Here is a 22,507-nt window from a genome sequence, read left to right on the forward strand (position 1 = left end):
CCCGCGCCCCGCGCCCCGCGCCCCGCGCCCCGCGCCCCGCGCCCCGCGTAGGGAACCGACGTCCGAGGCACCCAGTGGACAGCGCCACGTCGCTCGCGGAGTCGGACTCAGGAGAAGGGCGGGTGCGCGGTGGCTTGCGTGTCCGAGCCGGGCCTCTCGGATTGTGCCCACGTTTCACGTGAAACATGGTCCGGAGGATCAGGGTGTTTCGTCGACTTGGGACCTGCAGTCGGCAGCAGGACGACAAAGCGGCACCTGCTGGCCGGCTAAAGCCCTGTCCGGCGGAGGCTCAAGATGAGGACAAGAAATCGTTGGTCAGCGACACGACGTTCGGCGCTCGACAGCGTCGGCAACGCTCGCCGATGACTCCGAACCACCGGACGGCTGCCTGAAGTGTTGCCACCTCCTGACCGGCGCTACCGCGGTGTGGTCGACAAGGCCAGCGCGCAGGCCGCAGGTACTGACGCCGACGATGCAGGAACAGGAACCCTCTTAGTCGTGCTTCGCGGATCGGCGGGCGTAACACCGGGCGGCACACACGATGCGAGCGGCTGATCGAGCACCGAGGCCTAGCCGACTCGTAGAGTCGCACCACCATCTCGCTCCCACCCCAACGACTGCTACATCCTTCGGGGTACCAGCGCGTGGGACCGAGTCGGAAGTGGCATGAGCTGAAGCCCGCGGGAATCAAGGTCGGCCGAGACCGGGTCGGCCAATGGAGGGAACCGCGGGCACCGGGCACCGGGCACCGGGCACCGGGCACCGGGCACCGGGCACCGGGCACCGGGCACCGGGCGATGCTGACGTCCGGATCGGCGGGTAGGGGTATACCGCCCGATCGAAGTCAACGAAGGATGCGAGAGGGCAGGTTCCCGTGAGCTCTTCCGCCTCGCTGGAACCTAGCCGATTGCGCGGACTGAAACCGGAGCAACACAGATCCCGGAGCGACACAGATCATCGCGTTCGCGGGACGGCGTCTCGGGCGTGCGGTCATGGAGCCGGGCAGGCGCGCCCACCGACCTTGGGCCGGTACCTGAATGCGCGGTGCCCGCGTGGGCGGAGGCCGAACCTCCGCCCGGACACCGCATTCATTCCGTCTCCAGGAACGGTCAACGCCGGCCAACTCGACCCCCGCCGGAACTTGCTTGTTTCACGTGAAACGCCGTTCCTCAGCCCCCACCGCGAGGAGCAAGGAATCGTCGCTCCACAACGCCCTCCGCCCGAGTGATCTCCCGGCGCTGGCACCCGCACGGGACGAGAAGACCAATCTCCCTACCGATCGACCCGCCAGATGCCAGGCGCCGGCGGGGCGGGGCGATCGACCTCACCCGGTAGACCCCGAATCGAGAGCTCGAAAGACGCCCGCCGCGCGAGGCCATCCGACAACCAGGAGGGGGCCTTGAGAGAGATCCGGCGTAGCAATGGTCGCCGCCACTGGATAGCCCGAACGCCTGAAGGCGCGATCGACACCGCCACGGATCACGCCGGTTTCACGTGAAACCGCGTGATCAACAATCGCCCGGCCCACGAAGGTCCCGCGGCTACCGCCAACGCCAACAGTCCGGCGAACTGGTTCGACCCTGCCTAAAAGCCAGAAGCAGTAGGTCGCCGCGATCCTTCAAAAGGCACGCCCGCCGCCGGTACGCCCAACCGCCGAAGCATCGCAGCGCCGGCCCAGGGATCCCGTGATGCACCCGACCTCACCGCCAACCCTTCCGCGGGATCATGGCCGCGACCCGAACCCGACGGCATCCGACTCGGCCACAGCCCGCCACACGATGCGCCCGCCAGCCCACCCAGTTCGCCAACGAGAGGAGGAGCAAGGCTAAAGGACCAGCAGCGTCCTCGAACGCAGCCGCAGAAGGCAAGCGCGCCGCACGCTCGGACCGCTCCCCAGGCCACCAGCCGGCCCGGCAAGAACGAAGCCCCCGAACCACAACACAACCGATCCCACCGACGACCCGAGAGCCGCTGTACCCAACGCCCAACACGGAGTGAGGCAACCACACCACCCACCACCGAAAAGGCCGCCAGCAACGTCCACAGGCGCCACAACGCAGGCCTCACCGTTTCACGTGAAACAACAGCAAGGCCCCCGGCGGAAGTCGAGAACAGGAGCAGCTCCCCTCCGTACCCCCGGAAAAAGAAATCGGCCCGGAGGGCCGTGAGAGCCCGCCGAGCCGATCCCGAGAGAAGCAGGCCTCAGCCTGGCTCTTCCTCGTTGCGCTCCATGCCGATTATTCCGACGATCCGCTCCAGGTCGTTGACCGTGGCGAACTCGATCGTGATCTTGCCCTTGCGCTGGCCGATGTCGACCTTGACGCGGGTGTCGAAGCGGTCAGAAAGCCGGTCCGCCAGGTCGGTCAGCGCGGGTGCGTGCGGCTTCGCCCGGCGCTGCGCGGCCTTCTTCTGGCTCGGGCCGTCGAGCTGTGCCAGGGAGACCAGTTCCTCGGTGCCGCGCACCGAGATGCCTTCCTTGACGATGCGGCTGGCGAGCTCGTCCTGGGCCTCGGCGTCCTCCAGCGCGAGGAGTGCCCGCGCGTGGCCCGCGGAGAGCACGCCGGCGGCGACGCGACGCTGGACCGCGGGCGGGAGGTTGAGGAGGCGGATGGTGTTGGTGATTTGGGGGCGGCTGCGGCCGATGCGGCGTGCGAGCTCGTCGTGGGTGGCGCCGAACTCTTCGAGCAGCTGCTGGTACGCGGCCGCCTCTTCGAGCGGGTTCAGGTTGGCGCGGTGGATGTTCTCCAGGAGCGCGTCCCGGAGCATGGCGTCGTCCTTGGTGTCGCGGACGATCGCCGGGATGGTCTCGCGGCCGATTGCCTGGGCGGCCCGCCAGCGGCGCTCGCCCATGACGAGTTCGTAGTTGCCGGACTCGTCGAGCTCGCGGACGACGATGGGCTGGAGGAAGCCGACCTCCTGGATGGAGATCTTGAGTTCCTCCAGCGCCTCCTCGTCGAAGACGTGCCGGGGCTGCTTCGGGTTGGCGATGATGTCCGACACCGAGATCTCGGCGAACCGTGCCCCGGGCACCGGCGCGAGCGGAAGACCGGGCGCCTCCGGGACTACCGGCTCCGGGGGAGCGACCGGCTCGGCGACAGGAGCCGCAACGGGCGCCTCAGCGACCGACGGAGCAGCAGCCGCCGGTGCGGGAACAGCCGCCGGCGGGGGAGCAGCCGGCGGCGCGGAGACAACCGCGGGCGGCGGCGCCTCGGCCGGGGGCGCGGTCGGGATCAGAGCTCCGAGTCCACGCCCGAGCCCGCCCTTAGGACCCTTCCTCATGTGCCCGCTTCTCCTTGCTCCCATGAACCCGCGCCCGCCGCGCCCACCGCGGCAATCCGCTACAACGCCACCGACTCAACCACACCAGGGGCCGGCATCACGCCACCCTGGAACCGACCATGCTAAAGCGCGCCGTGTCGGCTACCCGTTGCGGGCCATGTCCTCTTTGGCTCCGCGTTCGGCGATCTCGCGGGCGGCCTCGAAGTAGCTGGTGGCGCCGCGGGAGCCCGGGTCGTACGTGACGACGGACTGCCCGTAGCTGGGTGCCTCGGACACGCGGACGTTCCGGGGGATGACCGCCTGGAGCACCTTCTCGCCGAAGTGGTTCCGCACGTCCTGCTCGACCGCGTCGGCCAGGCGGGTCCGCCGGTCGTACATGGTCAGCAGGATGGTGGACACGTCGAGCAACGGGTTCAGGTGCTGCCGGACCAGGTTGATGTTGTTGATCAGCTGGTTGAGCCCCTCCAGCGCGTAGTACTCACACTGGATCGGGATCAGCACCTCCTGCGCCGCGCAGAGCGCGTTGACCGTGAGCAGGCCGAGCGACGGCGGGCAGTCGATGAAGACGTAGTCGAACTGCTCCGGGTGGCTCTTGATGGCCCGGGACAGCCGGGACTCACGAGCGACCACCGAGACCAGCTCGATCTCGGCGCCGGCCAGGTCGATGGTCGCGGGCACGCACCAGAGGTTAGGGATGCCCTCGACGCCTTGGGCGACGTCGGCCAGCGGCACGTTGTCGATCAGGCAGTCGTAGACGTCCGGCACGCCCGCGTGGTGCGGGACGTTGAGCCCGGTGGACGCGTTACCCTGCGGGTCGAGGTCGACGACCAGCACACGGTTGCCGTGCAGCGCCAGCGCGACCGCCAGGTTGACGGTGGTGGTGGTCTTACCCACGCCACCCTTCTGGTTCGCCACGCACATGATCCGTGGATGCGCCGGGCGAGGCATGGTCACCTCGCCGGTCGGGTTGAGGATCTGCACCGCGCGCAACGCCTCCATGGCCAGGGGTAGATCGTTGTCGGCGGACGCCGACGTTTCACGTGAAACATAGGATTCTTGGTCTGTCTCGGCCGGCAGCTCGGGACCGCCGTAGCCGTTTCCCACCCGCGGTTGCGGCACCGGATACTCCTCGCCCTCAAATCCACCCGGTCCTGCCGGGGCAGGATCAATCCTGCCGTACGCGGGCCCGCCCGGCGAGTTGTCATAGCGCGTTTCACGTGAAACGGGGTAAGAGGAGGAGTAGTCCTGCACCGTGTCATCCCTGCCAGAATCGGATGAGTCCACACTATCGACGCGCGGCCAGCCTACGGCCGTCGGGCGCCCATGGCCACGTCCATCCGGTCCATGTTTCACGGGAAACGAAGAAGGCTCGGACCCGAAGACCATAAAACCCGACTTCAGCCGCAGTACGCCGGAGCAGTAGACGTCACAGCCGGGCCATCCGGTGCCGTCCGCCGCCTCCAGGAGCGGATCGACGGCCACCGGCCCGGACCTCATGGTCGAGGCCAGCGCGGAGGAGAGCGGCGCGGCGAACGTCGTCGGCAACAACGGCACCGACCCCACCGGCACCACGACCGGAGCGACCGATGAGGCCGGCAACTTCCCGAACGCGAAAGAAGGCGCCGGCGAGACCGGGGAGAGCAGCGAGGCCGGCGACGCCACCTCGCGCCTGCCGTTGGGCTTCCGCTTGTTACGCCGCCGACCCCGCATGTCTAGCCCCTCCGTCGTCTCCCGCCCCCGGAGGACCGACCCGAGGACCGGCGCTCCGGGCGGGCAGCCTTCCCCGACCGTGCCGGCACGACCAGCCGTTCGCGGACGATCTCCACCACGGTCGTCGGGTCGTCGAGGAGCGTCTCCCCGCACCACCGGACGACCGGCGTGGCACCGCCCAGCCGACCCACCGCGGCCTCGTGCTCCGCGATCTCCTCGGCGGCCGACGACCCTTTGAGGGCCAAGAGTCGCCCGCCGAGCGCGGCGAGGGGCAGGCACCAGCCCGCAAGCCGGTCGAGCGGCGCTACCGCCCGCGCGGTGACGATGTCGGCGGGGGGAAGGGGTCCCCCGGCGACCTCTTCGGCGCGGCCCCGGACCACCGTCACGGTGTCGTCCAGGCCCAGCTCCGTCACCGCCTCGGAAAGGAAGGCAGTCCGTCGTGCCAGTGGCTCGACCAGCGCGATCGTGAGATCAGGACGTGCCACCGCAAGCACGATACCGGGCAAACCGGCACCAGAGCCGACGTCGACGAGCGAAGCGCCGGACGGGATTAACTCGGCGACCGCGGCGCAGTTGAGCAGGTGCCGTTCCCAGATGCGCGGCGCCTCGCGCGGGCCGATCAGCCCGCGCACCACACCCTCGGTCCCCAGCAGCGACGCGAACCGCGTCGCCAGCTCCAGCCGATCCCCGAACAGCGCCAGAGCGGCCGGCCGCAGAAGATCAGGAACACCAAGATCAAATGGGGGTACGCCCGAGAGCTCAACCGGCCCGGCGTATGCAGACTCAGCAGACAACGGCGGCCCGGAAGGCTGCACGCCCTCCGAGCCGCCGGAAGCGGTATCGCGCACGGATCAGTCGACCGGCCGCACGACGATGCGACGGCTGGGCTCGACGCCCTCCGACTCGCTCTCCACGCCGGACGCCGCGTTGATCACGTCGTGCACGCACTTGCGCTCGAACGCGGACATCGGCTCCAGCCGCACCGGCTCGCCGTGCTCGCGCACCTTCTCGATCGCGTTGCGCGCGACCGAGGCCAGCTCCTTGCGCCGGGCGTTGCGGTAGCCGCCGACGTCGAGCAGCAGCCGGCTGGGGGAGCCGGTGGCCCGGAAGATCGCCAGCCGGGTCAGCTCCTGCAGCGCCTCCAGCGTGGCGCCGCGCTGGCCGACGAGCGGCTGCAGGCGTCCGCCCACGACCTCGACCATCGGGCGCCCGGCGGAGACCAGCTCGTCGATGTCGCCGTCGTAGTCGAGGATGTCCAGCAGACCCTCGATGTAGTCGGCCGCGATCTCGCTCTGGTGGAACAGGTCGGTGTCGGACGGTCCTTCCGATTCCTTGGTCTCCTCGCTGTCCTCCGCGGCGTCCGCGGCCGCCTCCTCGATCTCGAGGTCCTGGTCAGCGTGGGGAGTGCTGGTATCGGTCACGGTGTCATCTCCGTACTCGCTGGGCCGGACCGTCACCGGTCCGCTGGTTCCCCGTCGCCCCGGCCGATGAGGGGCCGGGGCGACGGGCACGTTTGTTGGGGAGCGGGCGTCAGCCCTTCGGCCTCGCCGACGGGTTGCCCTTCTTCGCCCGGGAGGAGACCCCGCCGGTACGACCGACCGCGTTCTTGCCGGGCGTGCCGGCGGCCTTCGCGGGGGCGGCGCCGTTGGCCTGGGCTGCCTTGGCCGGGCGGACCGGCTTGGCGCCGGGCTTGGGGGCGAGCGCCTTGGTGTCGACGGACGACTTGACGGGCTCCGGCGCGGTCTTGCGACCGAACAGGCCGGTCTTGGCGGGCTCGCTCTGGCGGCCGGCGCCGGAGCCTCCCGTCTTGCCCGTGGTCGTGGCCGAGGGCGGTGGCGGGAACTTCCGGAGCACCCACTGCTGCTGAGCGAGGGTGACGAGGTTGTTCGACACCCAGTAGATGATCACACCAATCGGGAACAAATAGCCCGAAACAAGCAGAGAAAGCGGAATTCCGTACAGCATCAGACGCTGGACCATCTTCTGCTGCGGGTCCTCGGCCCAGCCGGTCTTGAGGATCATCTGACGGCTGGTGAGGAACGTCGTCGCCATCATGATCAGCACGAGGATGCCGGCCACGACCATCACGGTGCCGCGGTTCGCGCCGAGGCGGACCAGCTCGTCCGTGGTGGAGCCGAACTTGCCGGCGATCGGCACGGTGAAGAGCTTGGCGTTCGCGGCGCCGTCGAACTGCGCCGCGCTCCAGCCGTACAGCTCCTTCGCGGTCCGTCCCGGGTCGAGGCGGCGCAGCACGTGGAAGAGCCCGAAGAAGACCGGGATCTGGATGAACATGGGAAGGCAGCCCATCAGCGGGTTCGCCTTCTCCTTGCGGTAGAGCTCGACCATCTCCTTCTGGAGGGTCTCGCGATCACCCTTGTGCTTCTCCTGCAGCGCCTTGACCTGCGGCGACAGTGCTTGTATGGCCCGCTGCGACTTGATCTGCTTGACGAAGACGGGGAAGAGCACGACGCGCACCGTCAGCACGAGGAAGACGATCGCGAGGATCCAGGACCAGTTGGTCCCGAGGATGGTGGTCTCGGGGATCCCGATGGCGTCCCATGCGGCGTGCCACTTCAGCAGAATCCATGAAATCGCCCAGTAGATCGGGTCCAGGCTAAACAATTCCGGCTCCAGTCACATTCGCGCGACGGCGGTCCGGGTCAGGCACCGGGTCGTATCCGCCAGGATGGAAGGGGTGACAGCGCAGCAGCCGCCAGATCGCGAGCCGGCTCCCCCGCAAAGCTCCGTGCCGCGTCACCGCCTCCAGGGCGTATGCGCTGCACGACGGATAGAAACGACAGCGTGCCGGCAGTGCCGGGCTTATCCACTGACGGTACGCGATGACGCCGCGCGCCAGCACACGGGCCGCAAGCGAAGGCGGACGCTCGGTGCCGCTCATTCGGCGCCTCCCCGGCGCCGCTTGGCGCCGTTCCCGGATCGGCGTTCCCGCGGGGCGACAGCGGCCCGCAACGCCGCATCAAGATCTAGAGCCAGTTGGGAGTACGCCACGAGCGCCGCCCCCGGTTGCGCGCGCACCACGAGCGTGGCGCCCGGTGGCAGCGCACCGATCCGCTCCCGCACCAGATGCCGGAGCCTGCGGCGGACCAGGTTGCGCGCCACCGCGTTCCCGACCGCCTTGGAAACGACGAAGCCGGCGCGCGCCGTGTCGGCGAGCACCGGCTCGATCGTCTCGAGCTGCCCGACGCCCTCGACACCCGTGGGGGCGTCGCTGGCGTCCGTGGACAGGAGGTGGAGATGAACCACCACGGCTCCGCGGCCGGCCCGACGGCCAGCACGGATCGCTACGGCGAAGTCGCTGCTACGCCGCAGTCGCTGAGCTGCGGCCAACACGACTGACCTGCCTCCTCCTGACCGGCGAGGTCGGACCCTCAGGCAGACAGCTTGGCGCGGCCCTTGGAGCGCCGCGTGTTGAGGATCGCGCGACCCGCACGGGTGCGCATGCGCAGCCGGAAGCCATGGGTCTTCGAACGGCGGCGGTTGTTCGGCTGGAAGGTGCGCTTGCTCACGTCAAACTCCGTCTTCGTACGGCCCGGGCACGCGTCCGCGAGCCGGAGGTCGTTTACCTACGTTCCCCGAGGCCGGAGATGATCTTGCAAACGGCCCGAAGTCTCTGTCCAATGCTAACCGGCCGTGTCGGGAGTCGCCCGTCGGGCCGCTACAGAAGGCCGAATAGCCTGCCCAGAGTACGCGCGCACCCCACCGGGCGTCAAAATGCGCCGGCCGACGTACCCCCGGTGAACTGGCTCTTCGTGACCGACCAGGCCGTCCGCGCCGGTCGCCGGTTGATGCTGCAGGGCCATCGCTGTTAGCGTGCCCGTTTGCCGGTGGCGACACCGGCGGCCAGAACCGGACGAGGGGGAAAGTCGTTCGGCACGGTGGACCCTCTCATCGCGCCACCGCAGTTCGGCAGGTCTGACCAGCGACGGACGGTAAGCCACAATCGGTCGGTACACAGGGTGTGGATAACCTGTGGACGACGGTCTTGACGAACGTGGGTAGCAGCAGCGTCAGCGCTGCCGGCAGGGGGTGCCGGCGGTGATTCGGCCGCCTACCCGCGGCTCCGACGACCAGTAGACGAAAGCGGCAACCGGCCGGCAGGCGACCGGTGATGTCGGGAGCGATGGGGGTGGCGGGACGGTGGCCGACACGGTCGACCTGGCCTCGATGTGGAGCGCCGCAACCGAAGATCTCGCAGAGGAGATCGTGTCGGCGCAGCAGCGCGCCTACCTCCGCCTCACCCGGCTCCGCGCGATCGTCGAGGACACCGCGCTGCTCTCCGTCCCGGACGCACACGCCCGGGACGTGATCGAGTCGCGGCTGCGCCCGGCGATCACCGACGCGCTCTCCCGCCGGCTCGGCCGCCCGATACAGGTGGCGGTCACGGTGCGCCCGCCGGAGGACGGCACCGCCCGCCCGCCCGGCACGATCTACGGCACGCCTGCTCCGGCCCCGGAGCGCGAGGCGCTCTTCGACTCGGATCCGTTTCCGCCGCAGCCGGCCGACTACGAGCCCGCCGACCGCGCGGACGACACCCGTCGCGCGACCTTTCCCGACGACGCCCCCACCGACAGCCGATTCGACAACCGTGGCGACGCGCGTCGCGACGAGGAACCGCCGACCGCGCGCTACTACGACCCGGCGCCGCAGAACGGTGGCCGCCGGGAGAGCCCGCAGGAGCAGCAGGCCGCCCGCGACGAGGCCCAGGCCGCGCTGTTCGCCGCACCGCCCCGCGCGGAGGCGCCTCAGTCCCGCAACCAGCAGTCGCACTACGCGCAGCAGCAGCCCGTGGAGCGCGCCGAACCGCAGCGCCGCGACGAGCAGCCCCGCCCGCAGCGTGCGGACGCGTTCAACGACGACACCCCACCCCCGTTCGGCCGTGACCAGCAGCGCCAGGTCGCGCCGCAGATCGCGGACGAGCCCGCGGACACCGGCCCCGGCGACAGCGGCCCCGGTCGCGCCGTGCGTGACCTCCGTCCCGGCGTGACCGGCGGCCCCGGGGGTCTGGACCGCTCCCGCCCTGGCGGCGAGTCGGCCGGCAACCGGCTGAACCCGAAGTACATGTTCGAGACGTTCGTCATCGGCTCCTCGAACCGGTTCGCGCACGCCGCGTCCGTGGCCGTGGCCGAGTCGCCGGCGAAGGCGTACAACCCGCTTTTCATCTACGGCAGCTCCGGGCTGGGCAAGACACACCTGCTGCACGCAATCGGCCACTACGCGACCACGCTCGGCCACGCACGCTCCGTGCGCTACGTGTCGACCGAGGAGTTCACCAACGAGTTCATCAACTCGCTCCGCGACGACAAGACCAGCGCGTTCCAGCGCCGCTACCGCGACACCGACATCCTGCTGATCGACGACATCCAGTTCCTGGTGAGCCGTGAACGGACGCAGGAGGAGTTCTTCCACACGTTCAACACGCTCCACAACGCGAACAAGCAGATCGTCATCACCTCGGACCGCTCCCCGAAGCAGCTCACCACGCTCGAGGACCGCCTCCGCACCCGCTTCGAGTGGGGCCTGCTCGCCGACATCCAGCCGCCGGACCTGGAGACGCGCATCGCGATCCTCCAGAAGAAGGCCGCCCAGGAACGCCTGATGGCCCCGCCGGACGTGCTGGAGTTCATCGCGTCCCGCATCTCCTCCTCGATCCGCGAGCTCGAGGGCGCGCTGATCCGGGTCACCGCGTTCGCCAGCCTCACCCGATCCCCGGTGCAGCTCTCCCTGGCCGAGGAGGTCCTCCGCGACTTCATCCCCGGCCCCGAGGGCCCGGACATCACCGCCGACCAGATCATGGTCTCCACCTCGGAGTACTTCGGCGTCAGCCTCGAAGACCTCCGCGGCCACTCCCGTTCCCGGGTGCTGGTCAACGCCCGCCAGGTCGCCATGTACCTCTGCCGCGAGCTGACCGAGCTCTCGCTGCCCCGCATCGGCCAGGCCTTCGGCGGCCGCGACCACACCACGGTCATGCACGCGGACCGCAAGATCCGCCAGCAGATGGCCGAACGGCGCTCCCTCTACAACCAGATCGCCGAACTCACCAACCGCATCAAACAGAACTCCTAGCCCCGCCACGCAGTGAGCCGGCCTCTTCTCACGGTGGTCCGGCCCGTCTGCGCCCGCGGGCGCTTGAGCCGGCCAGGGGACGGCCACGTGCGTTCCTGCGGGCTTTCAAGCCAATACAGGAACAACCCCGAACCCTGACCTTCCCGCTCCCAACGTGGTGCAGCCCGTTTGCTCCCGCACTCAAGCCAGCCTGGAAGACGACCCAAACCCCGATCTTCCCGCTTCCAGCGTGGTCCAGGCCGTTTGCTCCCGCGGGCAAACCTCCCGGCGTTCGGAAGGCTCCGCTGGCGCTCCGCTTCCGATCGCCGGTCGGAGCCGGTCCCGCCGTGGTCGAGGAAACCCACGCGGCTCCCGTCGCTGCTCTCGTCCCTCGACGCGCCCCGGCCATCACGGCCCCGGGGACCGTTCCCTTCCCGCCCGGCTGAGTGTCGTGCGGCCTGGCTGGCCCGCCCTCGTCAAGCCGAGCGGCTCATCGGCAGGGCCGCCCAGCTCTGGTCTCACCGGCGGCGGCCACGCGGTTCTCACGTCCGGGCGGTCGGCTTGAGCTCGGCAACGGGTTCATCCGCGTCGTCTCGCAGGTAAAGCGCTGGGTCGCCACCACACCCGCCCGGCCGCCTCGGGCGACCAGTCGAGTGGTGTTGAACACTCCGCACGGCACGCATGCACCGGTAACAGCCCGCCCTTGCGCGGCAGGCCGGGGCGGCGACGGCGGCTGCGAAGACGCCGCAGGGGTTCAGAGGGGTGAATCTGGCCGTCCGGGCGGCTGTGGACGGGCCTCCAGGGGGCCGTTACCCAACTGTGACCACGCGTGTTTGGAGCGCCTCGCTATCCGACAGTGTAGGAGGGCGCTTTGGGCGGGAAAAGTTATCCCCAGAAGTTATCCACCGGTTGTCCACTGCGTGCGAGCCTCGTCCACAGGCATCCACAGGTTTTGGGGGTTCTCCACAGGCATCTATCCACAGATTGTGGAGAAGCAGGTCAGAAGTTCGCCCCGCGGAAGTTCCATATCCACAGGTCGCCGACTCTATCCACATCATCCGATTGGTTGGTTGTCCACACTGTCCACACCTCATCCACAGGCCATCCACCGGAGTTATGCACAGACGGTGGATAACTCCGGCTGAGGATCGAGGTCGGTTGTCCACAGTTGGGGATAACTCCTGGGGAAACAGCTGTGGACGATCACACGCAGTAGTCGGTTGTCCCCAGCTGTGGAAACCGTGTGCATAGCCTGTTGAAGGTTCTGGGGATAACTTTTGTGCACAGGGCGACGGGCCCGCGCCTCGTAATCCACACCTGGGGGAAAACCCCGTGGATAACCGGTGGATAACCGGTCCCACGCAGTGGATAACCAGGGGACAACAAAACGGCCTGTGGAGAACCTGCCGAGTTATACCCCGGTTATCCACTGCGTAACCACCGGTGGATAACTTCCTGACCTGCAGATACTCGGGTTATCCCCAGAATCCACAGCACCGATGATTACGACTCTCTGTATTTCTAGAAATAAAGAACTTCAATCATCACGCTGTGGAGGATCTTGAAACTCACGCTCCGCCAAGCACGATCAACTCCTCGACGAGACGGGCGGGGGCGGGGAAGTCGTGATCCTCGGGGAGACCTAAGGTGCGATAGGTCAGGGCCGGTTCGACCCGGTCCGCACAGGGTCTGGCCCGCGTACCCACCTCTTGGCGCTGGACCGGCAGAATAGGGATGCCCAACCAGTCGACGCGGAGGCATGGCCATGAAGTTCCGAGTGGAGCGCGACGCGCTCGCCGACGCCGTGGCGTGGACCGCCAAGAGCCTGCCCAGCAGGCCGTCCGTGCCGGTGCTTGCCGGTGTGATGCTGCGGGTCACCGACGGCGTCCTGCAGGTCTCGGGGTTCGACTACGAGGTCTCCAGCCAGGTGAGCGTCGAGGTGCAGGGCGACTCCGACGGCGCCGCGCTGGTCTCCGGCCGCCTGCTCGCCGAGATCACCAAGGCGCTGCCGGCCAAGCCGGTGGACATCGCCGCGGTCGGCCCGCACCTGGAGCTGGTCTGCGGCAGCGCGCGGTTCACGCTCCCGACCATGCCGGTGGAGGACTACCCGAGCCTGCCCGACATGCCGGCCAGCGCCGGCACGGTCGACGCGTCCGTGTTCGCGGCCGCGGTCAGCCAGGTGGCGATCGCCGCCGGCCGTGACGAGACGCTGCCGATGATGACCGGCGTGCGGCTAGAGCTCAACGGTTCCTCGCTGGCCATGCTGGCCACCGACCGCTACCGGCTCGCCATGCGCGAGATCGAGTGGTCGCCGGAGGATCCGGACATCAGCATCAACGCGCTCGTGCCGGCGAAGACCCTCAACGACACGGCGAAGACGCTCGGCCCGCTGGGCGGCCAGGTCACCCTGGCGCTGGCACACGGCGGCGCGGGCGAGGGAATGATCGGTTTCGCCGGCGGGACCCGCCGGACGACGAGCCGGTTGCTGGACGGCGCCAACTACCCGCCGGTCCGGTCGCTGTTCCCGGCAACGCACAACGCGCAGGCGCGGGTCTCGGTCTCCGCACTCCAGGAGGTCACCCGCCGCGTGGCGCTGGTCGCCGAGCGGACCACCCCGATCCTGCTCAGCTTCAGCGAGGACGGCCTGGTCGTCGAGGCCGGCGGCACCGAGGAGGCACGGGCCAGCGAGGCCATGGACGCCACCTTCACCGGCGAGGCACTGACCATCGGCTTCAACCCGCAGTACCTGTTGGACGGGCTCAACGGCCTCGGCGCGCCCACGGCCGTGCTGTCGTTCGTCGACGCGTTCAAACCGGCTGTGTTGTCCCCCGCGAACGATGACGGCGAGATCATTACTGGGTATCGCTACCTGATCATGCCGATCCGGGTAACCCGCTGACACGCGGGAGCAGAACACCTGCAAGGGGGACGAAATGCAACTGGGCCTGATTGGCTTAGGCCGCATGGGCGGCAACATGCGCGAGCGGATTCGCGCTGCCGGCCACGACGTGGTCGGTTACGACCCGAGGCCCGAGATCACCGACGCCGAGAGCCTGCCGGACCTGGTCGAGAAGCTCGCAGCGCCGCGAGTGGTCTGGGTGATGGTGCCGTCCGGCGTCACCGAGACCATCATCGACCAGCTGAGCGGCCTGCTCTCCGCCGGTGACATCGTCATCGACGGTGGGAACTCCAAGTTCAGCGACGACGGCCCGCGCGCGGAGAAGCTCGGCGCGCTCGGCATCGGCTACATGGACGTCGGCGTGTCCGGCGGCGTCTGGGGCATCACCAACGGCTACGCGCTGATGGTCGGCGGTTCCGCCGAGCACGTCGCGCACGCGCAGCCGATCTTCGACGCGCTCAAGCCGGAGGGCGAGTTCGGTTTCGCGCACGCCGGCCCGGTCGGCGCCGGTCACTACTCGAAGATGGTGCACAACGGCATCGAGTACGGGCTGATGCACGCGTACGCCGAGGGTTACGAGCTGCTCAAGGCGTCCGAGCTGGTCACGAACGTGCCCGAGGTGTTCAAGAGCTGGCGTGAGGGCTCGGTCGTCAAGTCCTGGCTGCTCGACCTGCTCGACCGCGCGCTCGACGAGGACCCCGAGCTGGCCGGCATCAAGGGCTACGCGGAGGACACCGGCGAGGGCCGCTGGACCGTCGAGGAGGGCATCCGTCTCGGCGTCCCGATGAACGTGATCGCCGCCTCGCTCTTCGCCCGCTTCACCTCCCGCCAGGACGACTCGCCGGCCATCAAGGCCGTCGCCGCCCTGCGGAACCAGTTCGGCGGTCACGCCGTCAAGCGGTAGGGGTCCGGGTTCGGCCGGGGGTGTGCGCGACAATCGAGCGTCACACCCCCGTCGGCTCAGCAAAGGACCCCTGGATGTATGTCCGTCGGCTCGAACTCGTCGACTTCCGCTCGTACGAGCGCGTCGGCATCGACCTCGAGCCCGGTGGCACCGTCCTGGTCGGGCCGAACGGTGTCGGAAAGACAAACCTGATCGAGGCCATGGGGTACGTCGCGACGCTCGGCAGCCACCGGGTCGCGGCCGACGCCCCGCTGGTCCGTGCCGGCGCCGCCACCGCGGTCATCCGCTGCGCGATCGTGCACGACGGCCGTGAGCTGCTCGTCGAGCTGGAGATCGTGCCCGGCCGCGCCAACCGGGCCCGCCTGGGCCGCTCGCCGGTCCGCCGCTCCCGGGACGTGCTCGGCGCGCTGCGGCTGGTGCTCTTCGCGCCGGAGGATCTGGAGCTGGTCCGCGGCGACCCGGGTGAGCGCCGCAGATACCTGGACGACCTGCTGGTCGCGCGTCAGCCGCGGTACGCGGGCGTGCGCGCCGACTACGAGCGGGTGGTGAAGCAGCGCAACGCGTTGCTGCGCACGTCCTACCAGCGGCGGAAATGGGCCGGTGGCGAGCGGGACGGCGCCGACCTGGTCACGCTCGAGGTGTGGAACGCGCAGCTGATCCGGTACGGCGCGGAGCTGCTGGCCGGCCGGCTGGAGCTGTGCGCGGCGCTCGGCCCGCACATCGCGAAGGCCTACGACGCGGTCGCGGCCGGGAAGGGCGCGGCCGCCATCGCGTACAAGATCGGCTCTTCCGGTCGTGGCACGGAGCGGCTGAGTGACCCGCCGGACCCGCTGCCGGACCGCGCCGGCCTGGAGGAGTTGCTGACCGGGCTGCTGGCCGACGCGCGCCCGGCCGAGGTCGACCGCGGCACCACGCTGGTCGGCCCGCACCGCGACGACGTGCTGCTGACGCTCGGCCACCTGCCGGCCAAGGGCTACGCGAGTCACGGCGAGTCCTGGTCGTTCGCGCTCGCGTTGCGCCTGGCCGCCTACGATCTGCTGCGCGAGGACGGCATCGAGCCGGTCCTGGTGCTGGACGACGTGTTCGCGGAGCTGGACGCGGGCCGGCGCGCGCGCCTCGCCGACCTGGTGGCCGGCGCGGCCCAGCTGCTGGTCACCTGCGCCGTGGCCGAGGACGTGCCGGAGGCGCTGCGTGGCGCCCGTTTCGCGGTCTCCGAGGGGGAGGTCCACCGTGCCGACTGAACAACCGCCTCCGGGCCCGCAGGAGCCGCTGCGGGGCCTGGAATTCCCGACGAGCCCGCAGGCCCCGAAAGGCGCGGAATTCCCGAAGGGCCGGGCGGTCCCGCCGGGCACCGAGCTCCCGAGCGGTGCCGGGGGCACAAACGGCGCCGGGGCCGCGAACGGCGTCGGGACTTCGAACGGCACCGGGGCGCCGAAGGGGCCGGAGCTGGCGCGCGCCGTGCTGGACGCGGCCAAGGCCCGCCGGGACGCCGCTCGCACGCAGCGGCGGTCACCGCAGCAGGGCGGCGGCGAGTCCGGGCGGCGGCTGCGCGGCTACTCCGGTCCCGGGCCGGACCCGCGCGATCCACAGCTGCTCGGCGCGATGCTGAACCGCCTGGTGCAGAACCGCGGCTGGCAGCGCCCCACGGCGGAGGCGTCGATCTTCGGCGGCTGGGAGAAGATCGTCGGTGCGGACGTGGCCGCGCACAGCCGCCCGGTGAAGCTGGAGGACGGCGAGCTGACCGTGGAGGCGGAGTCGACCGCGTGGGCCACGCAGCTGCGACTGCTGGCGGCCGGCCTGATCAAGCGGATCGCGGGCGAGATCGGCCACGGCGTGGTGAAGAAGCTGCACATCCACGGGCCGGCCGCGCCCAGCTGGAGCAAGGGCCCCCGCCGCGTGCGCGGCAGAGGCCCTCGTGACACCTACGGGTAGGAGCGCTCTCCTCCGTACCCCCGTGTGATCTTGATCTTTAATAGTCCGCGTAGACCGCGAATGCCCGGTCCGCGCAGCGCCGGTAGAAGCGGGCCAGCACCGCGAGCTCGGAGAGCGGGAACGCCCACTGCGGCGCCCCGCCGGACTCGTCACGCAGCGAGTCCATCCGGGTGCCGAGCCAGCGGAGCTGCTGCTCCGCGAGCCGGCTGTCCGCGATCGCGGTGCGCAGCACCGCGCCGACCGTGTCGAACGTGACCAGGTCGCCCAGCTTCTCGTGCCCGAGGACGAACTTTTCCAGGCCGCCCGCGATCCAGGCGCACCCGTCCGGGTCGATCACCGGGTCCTCGTCCTCGTTCGCCGCCTCTGTGGCGTAGAGCACACCGTTCAGGCCGAGGAGCAGGTCGACGAGCTCGGTGTACGCGGTGGCGCGCACAGTTCCGGTCTCGGCGATGTGCCCGGCCAGCGCGGCCGTGGGTGAGGCCACGTCCGGCGCGTCGGCCAGCGCGGCGAAGTCCACGAACGCGGCAGGCGCCACGGGGTCGTAGAACCTGCCCGTACGTGGCCACTGCACGGCGACGTTGTCAAGCCCCATCGAGGGTCACCTTCCCTTACCGCCTTCGACCGCAATCGGACGCCGCCGGGACAAATTACGGCACCGGGGAGAAGCGCGCGACCCCCGGCACCGATGCGTGCTTCGTCACTCATTTCTGCTATCGCAGCGTGACGGTCTGACACGCATTTTCGCGCTCACCGCGGCTTTCGTCACGTTATGCGCCAGTGACCTGGCCGCCCTTGCCTGCCCGGGGTCCGTGGGGGGATTCGAGATCGACCGGTTCTCGCGGCTACGGGGGTCTCAGGTGCCCGGAACGGGATGCCGCACCCGGAGAATGTCGTCCGGGCACAGTAGGATGGAAGCGATCGGGACGCCGTGGGCAAGTCCGTCGCGGAGACACACTCCGTGACGGGGTCGGCCACGACGTCCCGCCGATCGCGATCCGCGGGCTGCCTGCGGTGACCGTCGCGGCCCCGGCCGTGTCCGAGTCGCTGTCTGCCCGCCGAACCCGCAGCGTCCGCCCCCTCGGGTGTGTGGCGAGGCGAGAAAGTGGCCAAGGGTGGCAGCGGAAGAAAAGCAGGAGTACAACTCCGATTCACTCACCGTGCTCGAGGGCCTCGAGGCGGTGCGCAAGCGGCCCGGTATGTATATCGGTTCCACCGGCGAGCGCGGTCTGCACCACCTGGTGTGGGAGATCGTCGACAACGCGGTGGACGAGGCACTGGCCGGTTACTGCGACACGATCGACGTGACCCTGCTCAACGACGGTGGCGTGCGCGTCTCCGACAACGGCCGCGGCATCCCCGTCGACCTCCACCCGAAGCTTCAGAAGCCGGGTGTCGAGGTGGCCTACACGGTTCTGCACGCCGGCGGAAAGTTCGACGGTAAGGCGTACGCGGTCTCCGGCGGCCTGCACGGCGTCGGCGCGGCCGTCGTCAACGCGCTCTCCACCCGCGTCGTCGTGGAGATCCACAAGGACGGCACGCTGTGGCGCCAGGGGTTCAACAACGCCAAGTCGGTGCCGATCGAGCAGCTCGGTGACACCGACCGCCGCGGCACCACGGTCACGTTCTGGCCGGACCCGACGATCTTCGAGACGATCGAGTTCGACTTCCAGACGATCTACCGCCGGCTCCAGGAGATGGCCTTCCTCAACAAGGGCCTGACCATCCACATCCTGGACGAGCGGCAGCAGGACGAGGAGGGCAAGAAGCGCGAGGTGACCTTCTGCTACAAGGAGGGCATCGCCGACTTCGTCCGCCACCTCAACCAGACCAAGTCGCCGATCCACAAGTCGGTCATCCAGTTCGAGGCCGAGGGCGAGGGCATCGCGGTCGAGATCGCGATGCAGTGGAACGAGTCGTACGGCGAGTCGGTCTACACCTTCGCGAACACGATCAACACCCACGAGGGTGGCACGCACGAAGAGGGCTTCCGGTCCGCGCTGACCACACTGATCAACAAGTACGGCGCGGAGAAGAAGATCCTCAAGGGCGACGAGAAGCTCTCCGGCGAGGACATCCGCGAGGGTCTCGCCGCGATCATCTCGGTCAAGCTGGCGAACCCGCAGTTCGAGGGCCAGACCAAGACCAAGCTGGGCAACACCGAGGCCAAGGGCTTCGTGCAGAAGGTCTGCAACGAGTGGCTGGTGGACTGGCTCGACCGTAACCCGGCCGAGGCCCGCATGATCATCACCAAGGCGTCGCAGGCCGCCCGTGCCCGCATCGCCGCCGCTCAGGCGCGCAAGCTGGCCCGCCGCAAGTCGCTGCTGGAGTCCGGCTCGATGCCGGGCAAGCTGGCCGACTGCCAGTCGACGGACCCGCGCGAGTCCGAGGTGTTCATCGTCGAGGGCGACTCGGCCGGCGGCTCGGCCAAGCAGGGTCGTGACCCGCGCGTGCAGGCGATCCTGCCGATCCGCGGCAAGATCCTCAACGTGGAGAAGGCGCGCATCGACCGCGTGCTGAAGAACAACGAGGTCCAGGCGCTGATCACGGCGCTGGGCACCGGCATCCACGACGACTTCGACATCGAGAAGCTGCGGTACCACAAGGTCGTCCTGATGGCGGACGCGGACGTCGACGGTCAGCACATCCAGACGCTGCTGCTGACGCTGCTGTTCCGCTTCATGCGTCCGCTGGTCGAGCTGGGGCACGTCTACCTGGCCGCGCCGCCGCTCTACAAGATCAAGTGGAACCGCAAGGGCGACGATGCGCAGTACGCGTACTCGGACCGCGAGCGGGACGGCCTGATCGCGCTCCGCCAGGAGAAGAAGCCGAACGCGAAGCCGGACGACATCCAGCGGTTCAAGGGTCTCGGCGAGATGAACTACCCGGAGCTGTGGGAGACCACGATGAACCCGGCGACCCGCACGCTCCGCCAGGTCAGCCTGGACGACGCCGCAACCGCGGACAACCTTTTCAGCGTCTTGATGGGGGAGGACGTGGAAGCACGCCGCTCGTTCATCCAGAACAACGCCAAGGACGTGCGTTTCCTGGACATCTAGTGGCCTGCGGGCGGTGAGTGGCCGTCCGCAACCACAGAGTTATCCACAGCTTCCACGCTTTCCACAGCGGTTATCCACAGGGAAATGCCGCTTTTGATCGTAGTTAGGGTTAACTGTGACGGATACTCCCGAGTCCACGGGTAGCGAGCAGCCGGAGGCGCCGGAGGCTTCGGCCGCGACCGATGCCGCGACCGCCGCCGCGCTTGCCGCCGGCGGCCGGATCGAGCCGGTCGGCCTCGAAGTGGAGATGCAGCGGTCGTACCTCGATTACGCGATGAGCGTCATCGTCGGCCGTGCTCTCCCGGACGTGCGCGACGGCCTCAAGCCGGTGCACCGCAAGATCCTCTTCGCCATGTACGACTCCGGCTACCGCCCGGACCGCGGCTACGTGAAGTGCTCCCGTGTCGTCGGTGACGTGATGGGTCAGTTCCACCCGCACGGCGACTCGTCCATCTACGACGCGCTGGTGCGCATGGCGCAGAACTGGTCGCTGCGCTACCCGCTCGTCGACGGCAACGGCAACTTCGGCTCGCCGGGCAACGACCCCGCGGCCGCCATGCGGTACACCGAGTGCAAGCTCGACCCGCTGGCCATGGAGATGCTGCGGGACATCGACGAAGACACCGTCGACATGCAGGACAACTACGACGGCCGGGCCAAGGAGCCCACGATCCTGCCGTCGCGCATCCCCAACCTGCTGGTCAACGGCTCCGAGGGCATCGCGGTCGGCATGGCCACCAAGATCCCGCCGCACAACCTGCGCGAGATCGCGGCCGCGGTGCAGTGGTGCCTGGAGAACCCGGACGCGGACGAGGCGGAGACGCTCGAAGAGCTGATCGGCATCGTCAAGGGCCCGGACTTCCCGACCAACGGCATGATCGTCGGCACCCAGGCGATCCAGGACGCGTACCGGACCGGCCGCGGCTCGATCCGCATGCGCGCCGTGGTCGAGGTCGAGGAGGACGCCAAGGGGCGCACCTCGCTGGTCGTCACGGAGCTGCCCTACCAGGTCAACCCGGACAACCTGGCCGAGCGGATGGCCGACCTGATCAAGGAAGGCAAGCTCGCCGGCATCGCCGACATCCGGGACGAGTCCTCCGGCCGTACCGGCATGCGCCTGGTGATCGTGCTCAAGCGCGACGCCATCGCGAAGGTCGTGCTGAACAACCTCTACAAGCACACCCAGCTGCAGGAGACGTTCGGCGCGAACATGCTGGCGCTGGTCGACGGCGTGCCCCGCACGCTGAACCTGGCGCAGTTCATCCGCTTCTACGTCGACCACCAGATGGAGGTCATCCGCCGGCGGACCGCGTACCGCCTGCGTAAGGCCGAGGAGCGCGCGCACATCCTGCGCGGCCTGGTGAAGGCGCTGGACATGCTCGACGAGGTGATCGCGCTCATCCGGCGCTCGCCCACGGTCGAGGATTCCCGCCAGGGCCTCATCCAGCTGCTCGAGGTCGACGAGATCCAGGCCAACGCGATCCTCGACATGCAGCTGCGGCGTCTCGCCGCGCTGGAGCGTCAGAAGATCATCGACGAGCTCGCCAAGATCGAGATCGAGATCGCGGACCTCAAGGACATCCTGGCCAAGCCGGAGCGGCAGCGGGCGATCATCTCGGACGAGCTCCGCGAGACGGTCACGAAGTGGGGCGACGAGCGTCGTACCCAGATCATCCCGTTCGACGGCGAGGTCTCGATGGAGGACCTCATCGCCCGCGAGGACGTGGTGGTCACCATCACACGGACCGGGTACGCGAAGCGCACCAAAGTCGACCTCTACCGCTCGCAGAAGCGCGGCGGCAAGGGTGTGAGTGGTGCCACACTTCGCCAGGACGACATCGTCTCGCACTTCTTCGTGACGTCCACCCACTCGTGGATGCTGTTCTTCACGAACAAGGGCCGGGTCTACCGGGCGAAGGCGTACGAGTTGCCCGAGGCCAGCCGGACCGCGCGCGGCCAGCACGTGGCCAACCTGCTGGCGTTCCAGCCGGAGGAGCACATCGCCCAGGTGATCGTGATCCCCGGCTACGACGTCGCGCCGTACCTGGTGCTCGCGACCAGGTCCGGCCTGGTCAAGAAGACGAAGCTGGAGGAGTTCGACTCCAACCGCAGCGGTGGCATCATCGCCATCAACCTGCGCGAAGACGACGAACTGGTCGGAGCCGCCCTGGCCGGGCCGGGTGACCATCTCCTCCTTGTCTCGAAGAAGGCTCAGGCGATCCGCTTCGAGGCGACAGACGATACGCTGCGCCCGATGGGACGTGCGACCTCCGGTGTCATCGGCATGCGCTTCAGCGAGGACGACGAGCTGCTCGCGATGGAGGTCGTCCAGGAAGACATGGACGTTTTGGTGGCCACCAACGGTGGGTACGCGAAGCGGACTCCCATCGAGGAATATCCGGTGCAGGGACGTGGAGGCAAGGGCGTGCTAACCGCCAAGATCACCGAGCGACGGGGTGGTCTGGTCGGCGCTGTTGTCATCAACCCGGACGATGAACTGTTCGCGATCACGAGCAACGGCGGCGTGATCCGGACTCCGGTGAAGCCTGTACGTCGTACGCGGGACCGGAACACAATGGGGGTCAAGCTCATGGATCTCCCAGAAGGCGTGACCATCGTGGCGATTGCTCGCAATGCCGACGAGCCTGACGAACAGGACTGATG

The 22,507-nt window shown here is 68.9% G+C and carries 16 protein-coding genes; 7 read left to right on the forward strand and 9 right to left on the reverse strand.

Annotated elements, in window-relative coordinates; all coding sequences use genetic code 11:
• Nucleotides 1-2,202 precede the first annotated feature (2,202 nt).
• The 8 genes from OP04_RS30540 to rpmH form a co-directional block, all read right to left on the reverse strand.
• A complete protein-coding gene (locus OP04_RS30540; RefSeq protein ID WP_033343374.1) occupies nt 2,203-3,279 on the reverse strand; it encodes a ParB/RepB/Spo0J family partition protein in 1,077 nt (358 codons plus the stop codon).
• Nucleotides 3,280-3,420: 141 nt separating this feature from the next.
• Complete coding sequence (locus OP04_RS30545) at nt 3,421-4,449, reverse strand: ParA family protein (RefSeq protein WP_085066905.1); 1,029 nt, start codon at nt 4,447-4,449, stop codon at nt 3,421-3,423.
• A 542-nt stretch (nt 4,450-4,991) separates the two neighbouring features.
• Nucleotides 4,992-5,783: a 16S rRNA (guanine(527)-N(7))-methyltransferase RsmG gene (gene rsmG, locus OP04_RS30550; RefSeq protein ID WP_033343564.1), complete on the reverse strand. Its 792-nt coding sequence runs from the start codon at nt 5,781-5,783 to the stop codon at nt 4,992-4,994.
• 57 nt (nt 5,784-5,840) lie between these two features.
• Nucleotides 5,841-6,410, reverse strand: coding sequence for a Jag family protein (locus OP04_RS30555; protein WP_033343565.1), 570 nt, complete (start codon nt 6,408-6,410; stop codon nt 5,841-5,843).
• Nucleotides 6,411-6,519: 109 nt separating this feature from the next.
• The gene (yidC, locus tag OP04_RS30560) at nt 6,520-7,611 is read right to left on the reverse strand and encodes a membrane protein insertase YidC (RefSeq protein WP_033343376.1); all 1,092 of its coding nucleotides are present in this window, start codon (nt 7,609-7,611) and stop codon (nt 6,520-6,522) included.
• On the reverse strand, nt 7,604-7,888 hold the full coding sequence (gene yidD / locus OP04_RS52155; protein WP_085066889.1) for a membrane protein insertion efficiency factor YidD: 285 nt from the start codon (nt 7,886-7,888) through the stop codon (nt 7,604-7,606). Before yidD ends, yidC begins: the two co-directional genes overlap by 8 nt.
• A complete protein-coding gene (gene rnpA, locus OP04_RS30565; protein ID WP_051799371.1) occupies nt 7,885-8,340 on the reverse strand; it encodes a ribonuclease P protein component in 456 nt (151 codons plus the stop codon). The genes yidD and rnpA overlap by 4 nt, the downstream gene beginning before the upstream one ends.
• Nucleotides 8,341-8,378: 38 nt before the next feature.
• Complete coding sequence (gene rpmH / locus OP04_RS30570) at nt 8,379-8,516, reverse strand: 50S ribosomal protein L34 (RefSeq protein ID WP_033343377.1); 138 nt, start codon at nt 8,514-8,516, stop codon at nt 8,379-8,381.
• A 631-nt stretch (nt 8,517-9,147) separates the two neighbouring features.
• Here rpmH and dnaA point away from each other — a divergent pair.
• From dnaA to OP04_RS30595, 5 genes are all read left to right on the forward strand, one after another.
• Complete coding sequence (gene dnaA / locus OP04_RS30575; RefSeq protein WP_033343378.1) at nt 9,148-11,073, forward strand: chromosomal replication initiator protein DnaA; 1,926 nt, start codon at nt 9,148-9,150, stop codon at nt 11,071-11,073.
• A 1,744-nt stretch (nt 11,074-12,817) separates the two neighbouring features.
• Nucleotides 12,818-13,951 (forward strand): DNA polymerase III subunit beta, encoded by a 1,134-nt coding sequence (dnaN, locus tag OP04_RS30580; protein WP_033343567.1) that lies wholly within the window; start codon nt 12,818-12,820, stop codon nt 13,949-13,951.
• A 34-nt stretch (nt 13,952-13,985) separates the two neighbouring features.
• Nucleotides 13,986-14,855, forward strand: coding sequence for a phosphogluconate dehydrogenase (NAD(+)-dependent, decarboxylating) (gnd, locus tag OP04_RS30585; protein ID WP_033343379.1), 870 nt, complete (start codon nt 13,986-13,988; stop codon nt 14,853-14,855).
• 74 nt (nt 14,856-14,929) lie between these two features.
• Complete coding sequence (recF, locus tag OP04_RS30590) at nt 14,930-16,096, forward strand: DNA replication/repair protein RecF (RefSeq protein WP_033343380.1); 1,167 nt, start codon at nt 14,930-14,932, stop codon at nt 16,094-16,096.
• A complete protein-coding gene (locus OP04_RS30595) occupies nt 16,086-16,787 on the forward strand; it encodes a DUF721 domain-containing protein (protein WP_232323794.1) in 702 nt (233 codons plus the stop codon). Before recF ends, OP04_RS30595 begins: the two co-directional genes overlap by 11 nt.
• Nucleotides 16,788-16,824: 37 nt before the next feature.
• Here the strand turns inward: OP04_RS30595 and OP04_RS30600 are convergent, their stop codons facing one another.
• The gene (locus OP04_RS30600; RefSeq protein WP_033343381.1) at nt 16,825-17,379 is read right to left on the reverse strand and encodes a hypothetical protein; all 555 of its coding nucleotides are present in this window, start codon (nt 17,377-17,379) and stop codon (nt 16,825-16,827) included.
• A 520-nt stretch (nt 17,380-17,899) separates the two neighbouring features.
• Between OP04_RS30600 and gyrB the strand changes: the two genes are divergently transcribed.
• Nucleotides 17,900-19,843 carry a DNA topoisomerase (ATP-hydrolyzing) subunit B gene (gene gyrB, locus OP04_RS30605; RefSeq protein WP_033343382.1) on the forward strand — a complete coding sequence of 648 codons (1,944 nt, stop codon included), beginning with the start codon at nt 17,900-17,902 and terminating at the stop codon, nt 19,841-19,843.
• 115 nt (nt 19,844-19,958) lie between these two features.
• Nucleotides 19,959-22,505, forward strand: coding sequence for a DNA gyrase subunit A (gene gyrA / locus OP04_RS30610; RefSeq protein WP_033343383.1), 2,547 nt, complete (start codon nt 19,959-19,961; stop codon nt 22,503-22,505).
• Nucleotides 22,506-22,507: the final 2 nt, after the last annotated feature.

Origin of the sequence: Catenuloplanes japonicus (genome assembly GCF_000717135.1) — a bacterium.
Taxonomy (GTDB): domain Bacteria; phylum Actinomycetota; class Actinomycetes; order Mycobacteriales; family Micromonosporaceae; genus Catenuloplanes; species Catenuloplanes japonicus.

Excerpts from the sequence above, each read along its gene's own strand:
- OP04_RS30540 (WP_033343374.1), bottom strand. The coding sequence starts at position 3,279 with ATGAGGAAGGGTCCTAAGGGCGGGCTCGGGCGTGGACTCGGAGCTCTG.
- yidD (WP_085066889.1), bottom strand. The coding sequence starts at position 7,888 with ATGAGCGGCACCGAGCGTCCGCCTTCGCTTGCGGCCCGTGTGCTGGCG.
- dnaN (WP_033343567.1), top strand. The coding sequence starts at position 12,818 with ATGAAGTTCCGAGTGGAGCGCGACGCGCTCGCCGACGCCGTGGCGTGG.
- gnd (WP_033343379.1), top strand. The coding sequence starts at position 13,986 with ATGCAACTGGGCCTGATTGGCTTAGGCCGCATGGGCGGCAACATGCGC.
- recF (WP_033343380.1), top strand. The coding sequence starts at position 14,930 with ATGTATGTCCGTCGGCTCGAACTCGTCGACTTCCGCTCGTACGAGCGC.
- OP04_RS30600 (WP_033343381.1), bottom strand. The coding sequence starts at position 17,379 with ATGGGGCTTGACAACGTCGCCGTGCAGTGGCCACGTACGGGCAGGTTC.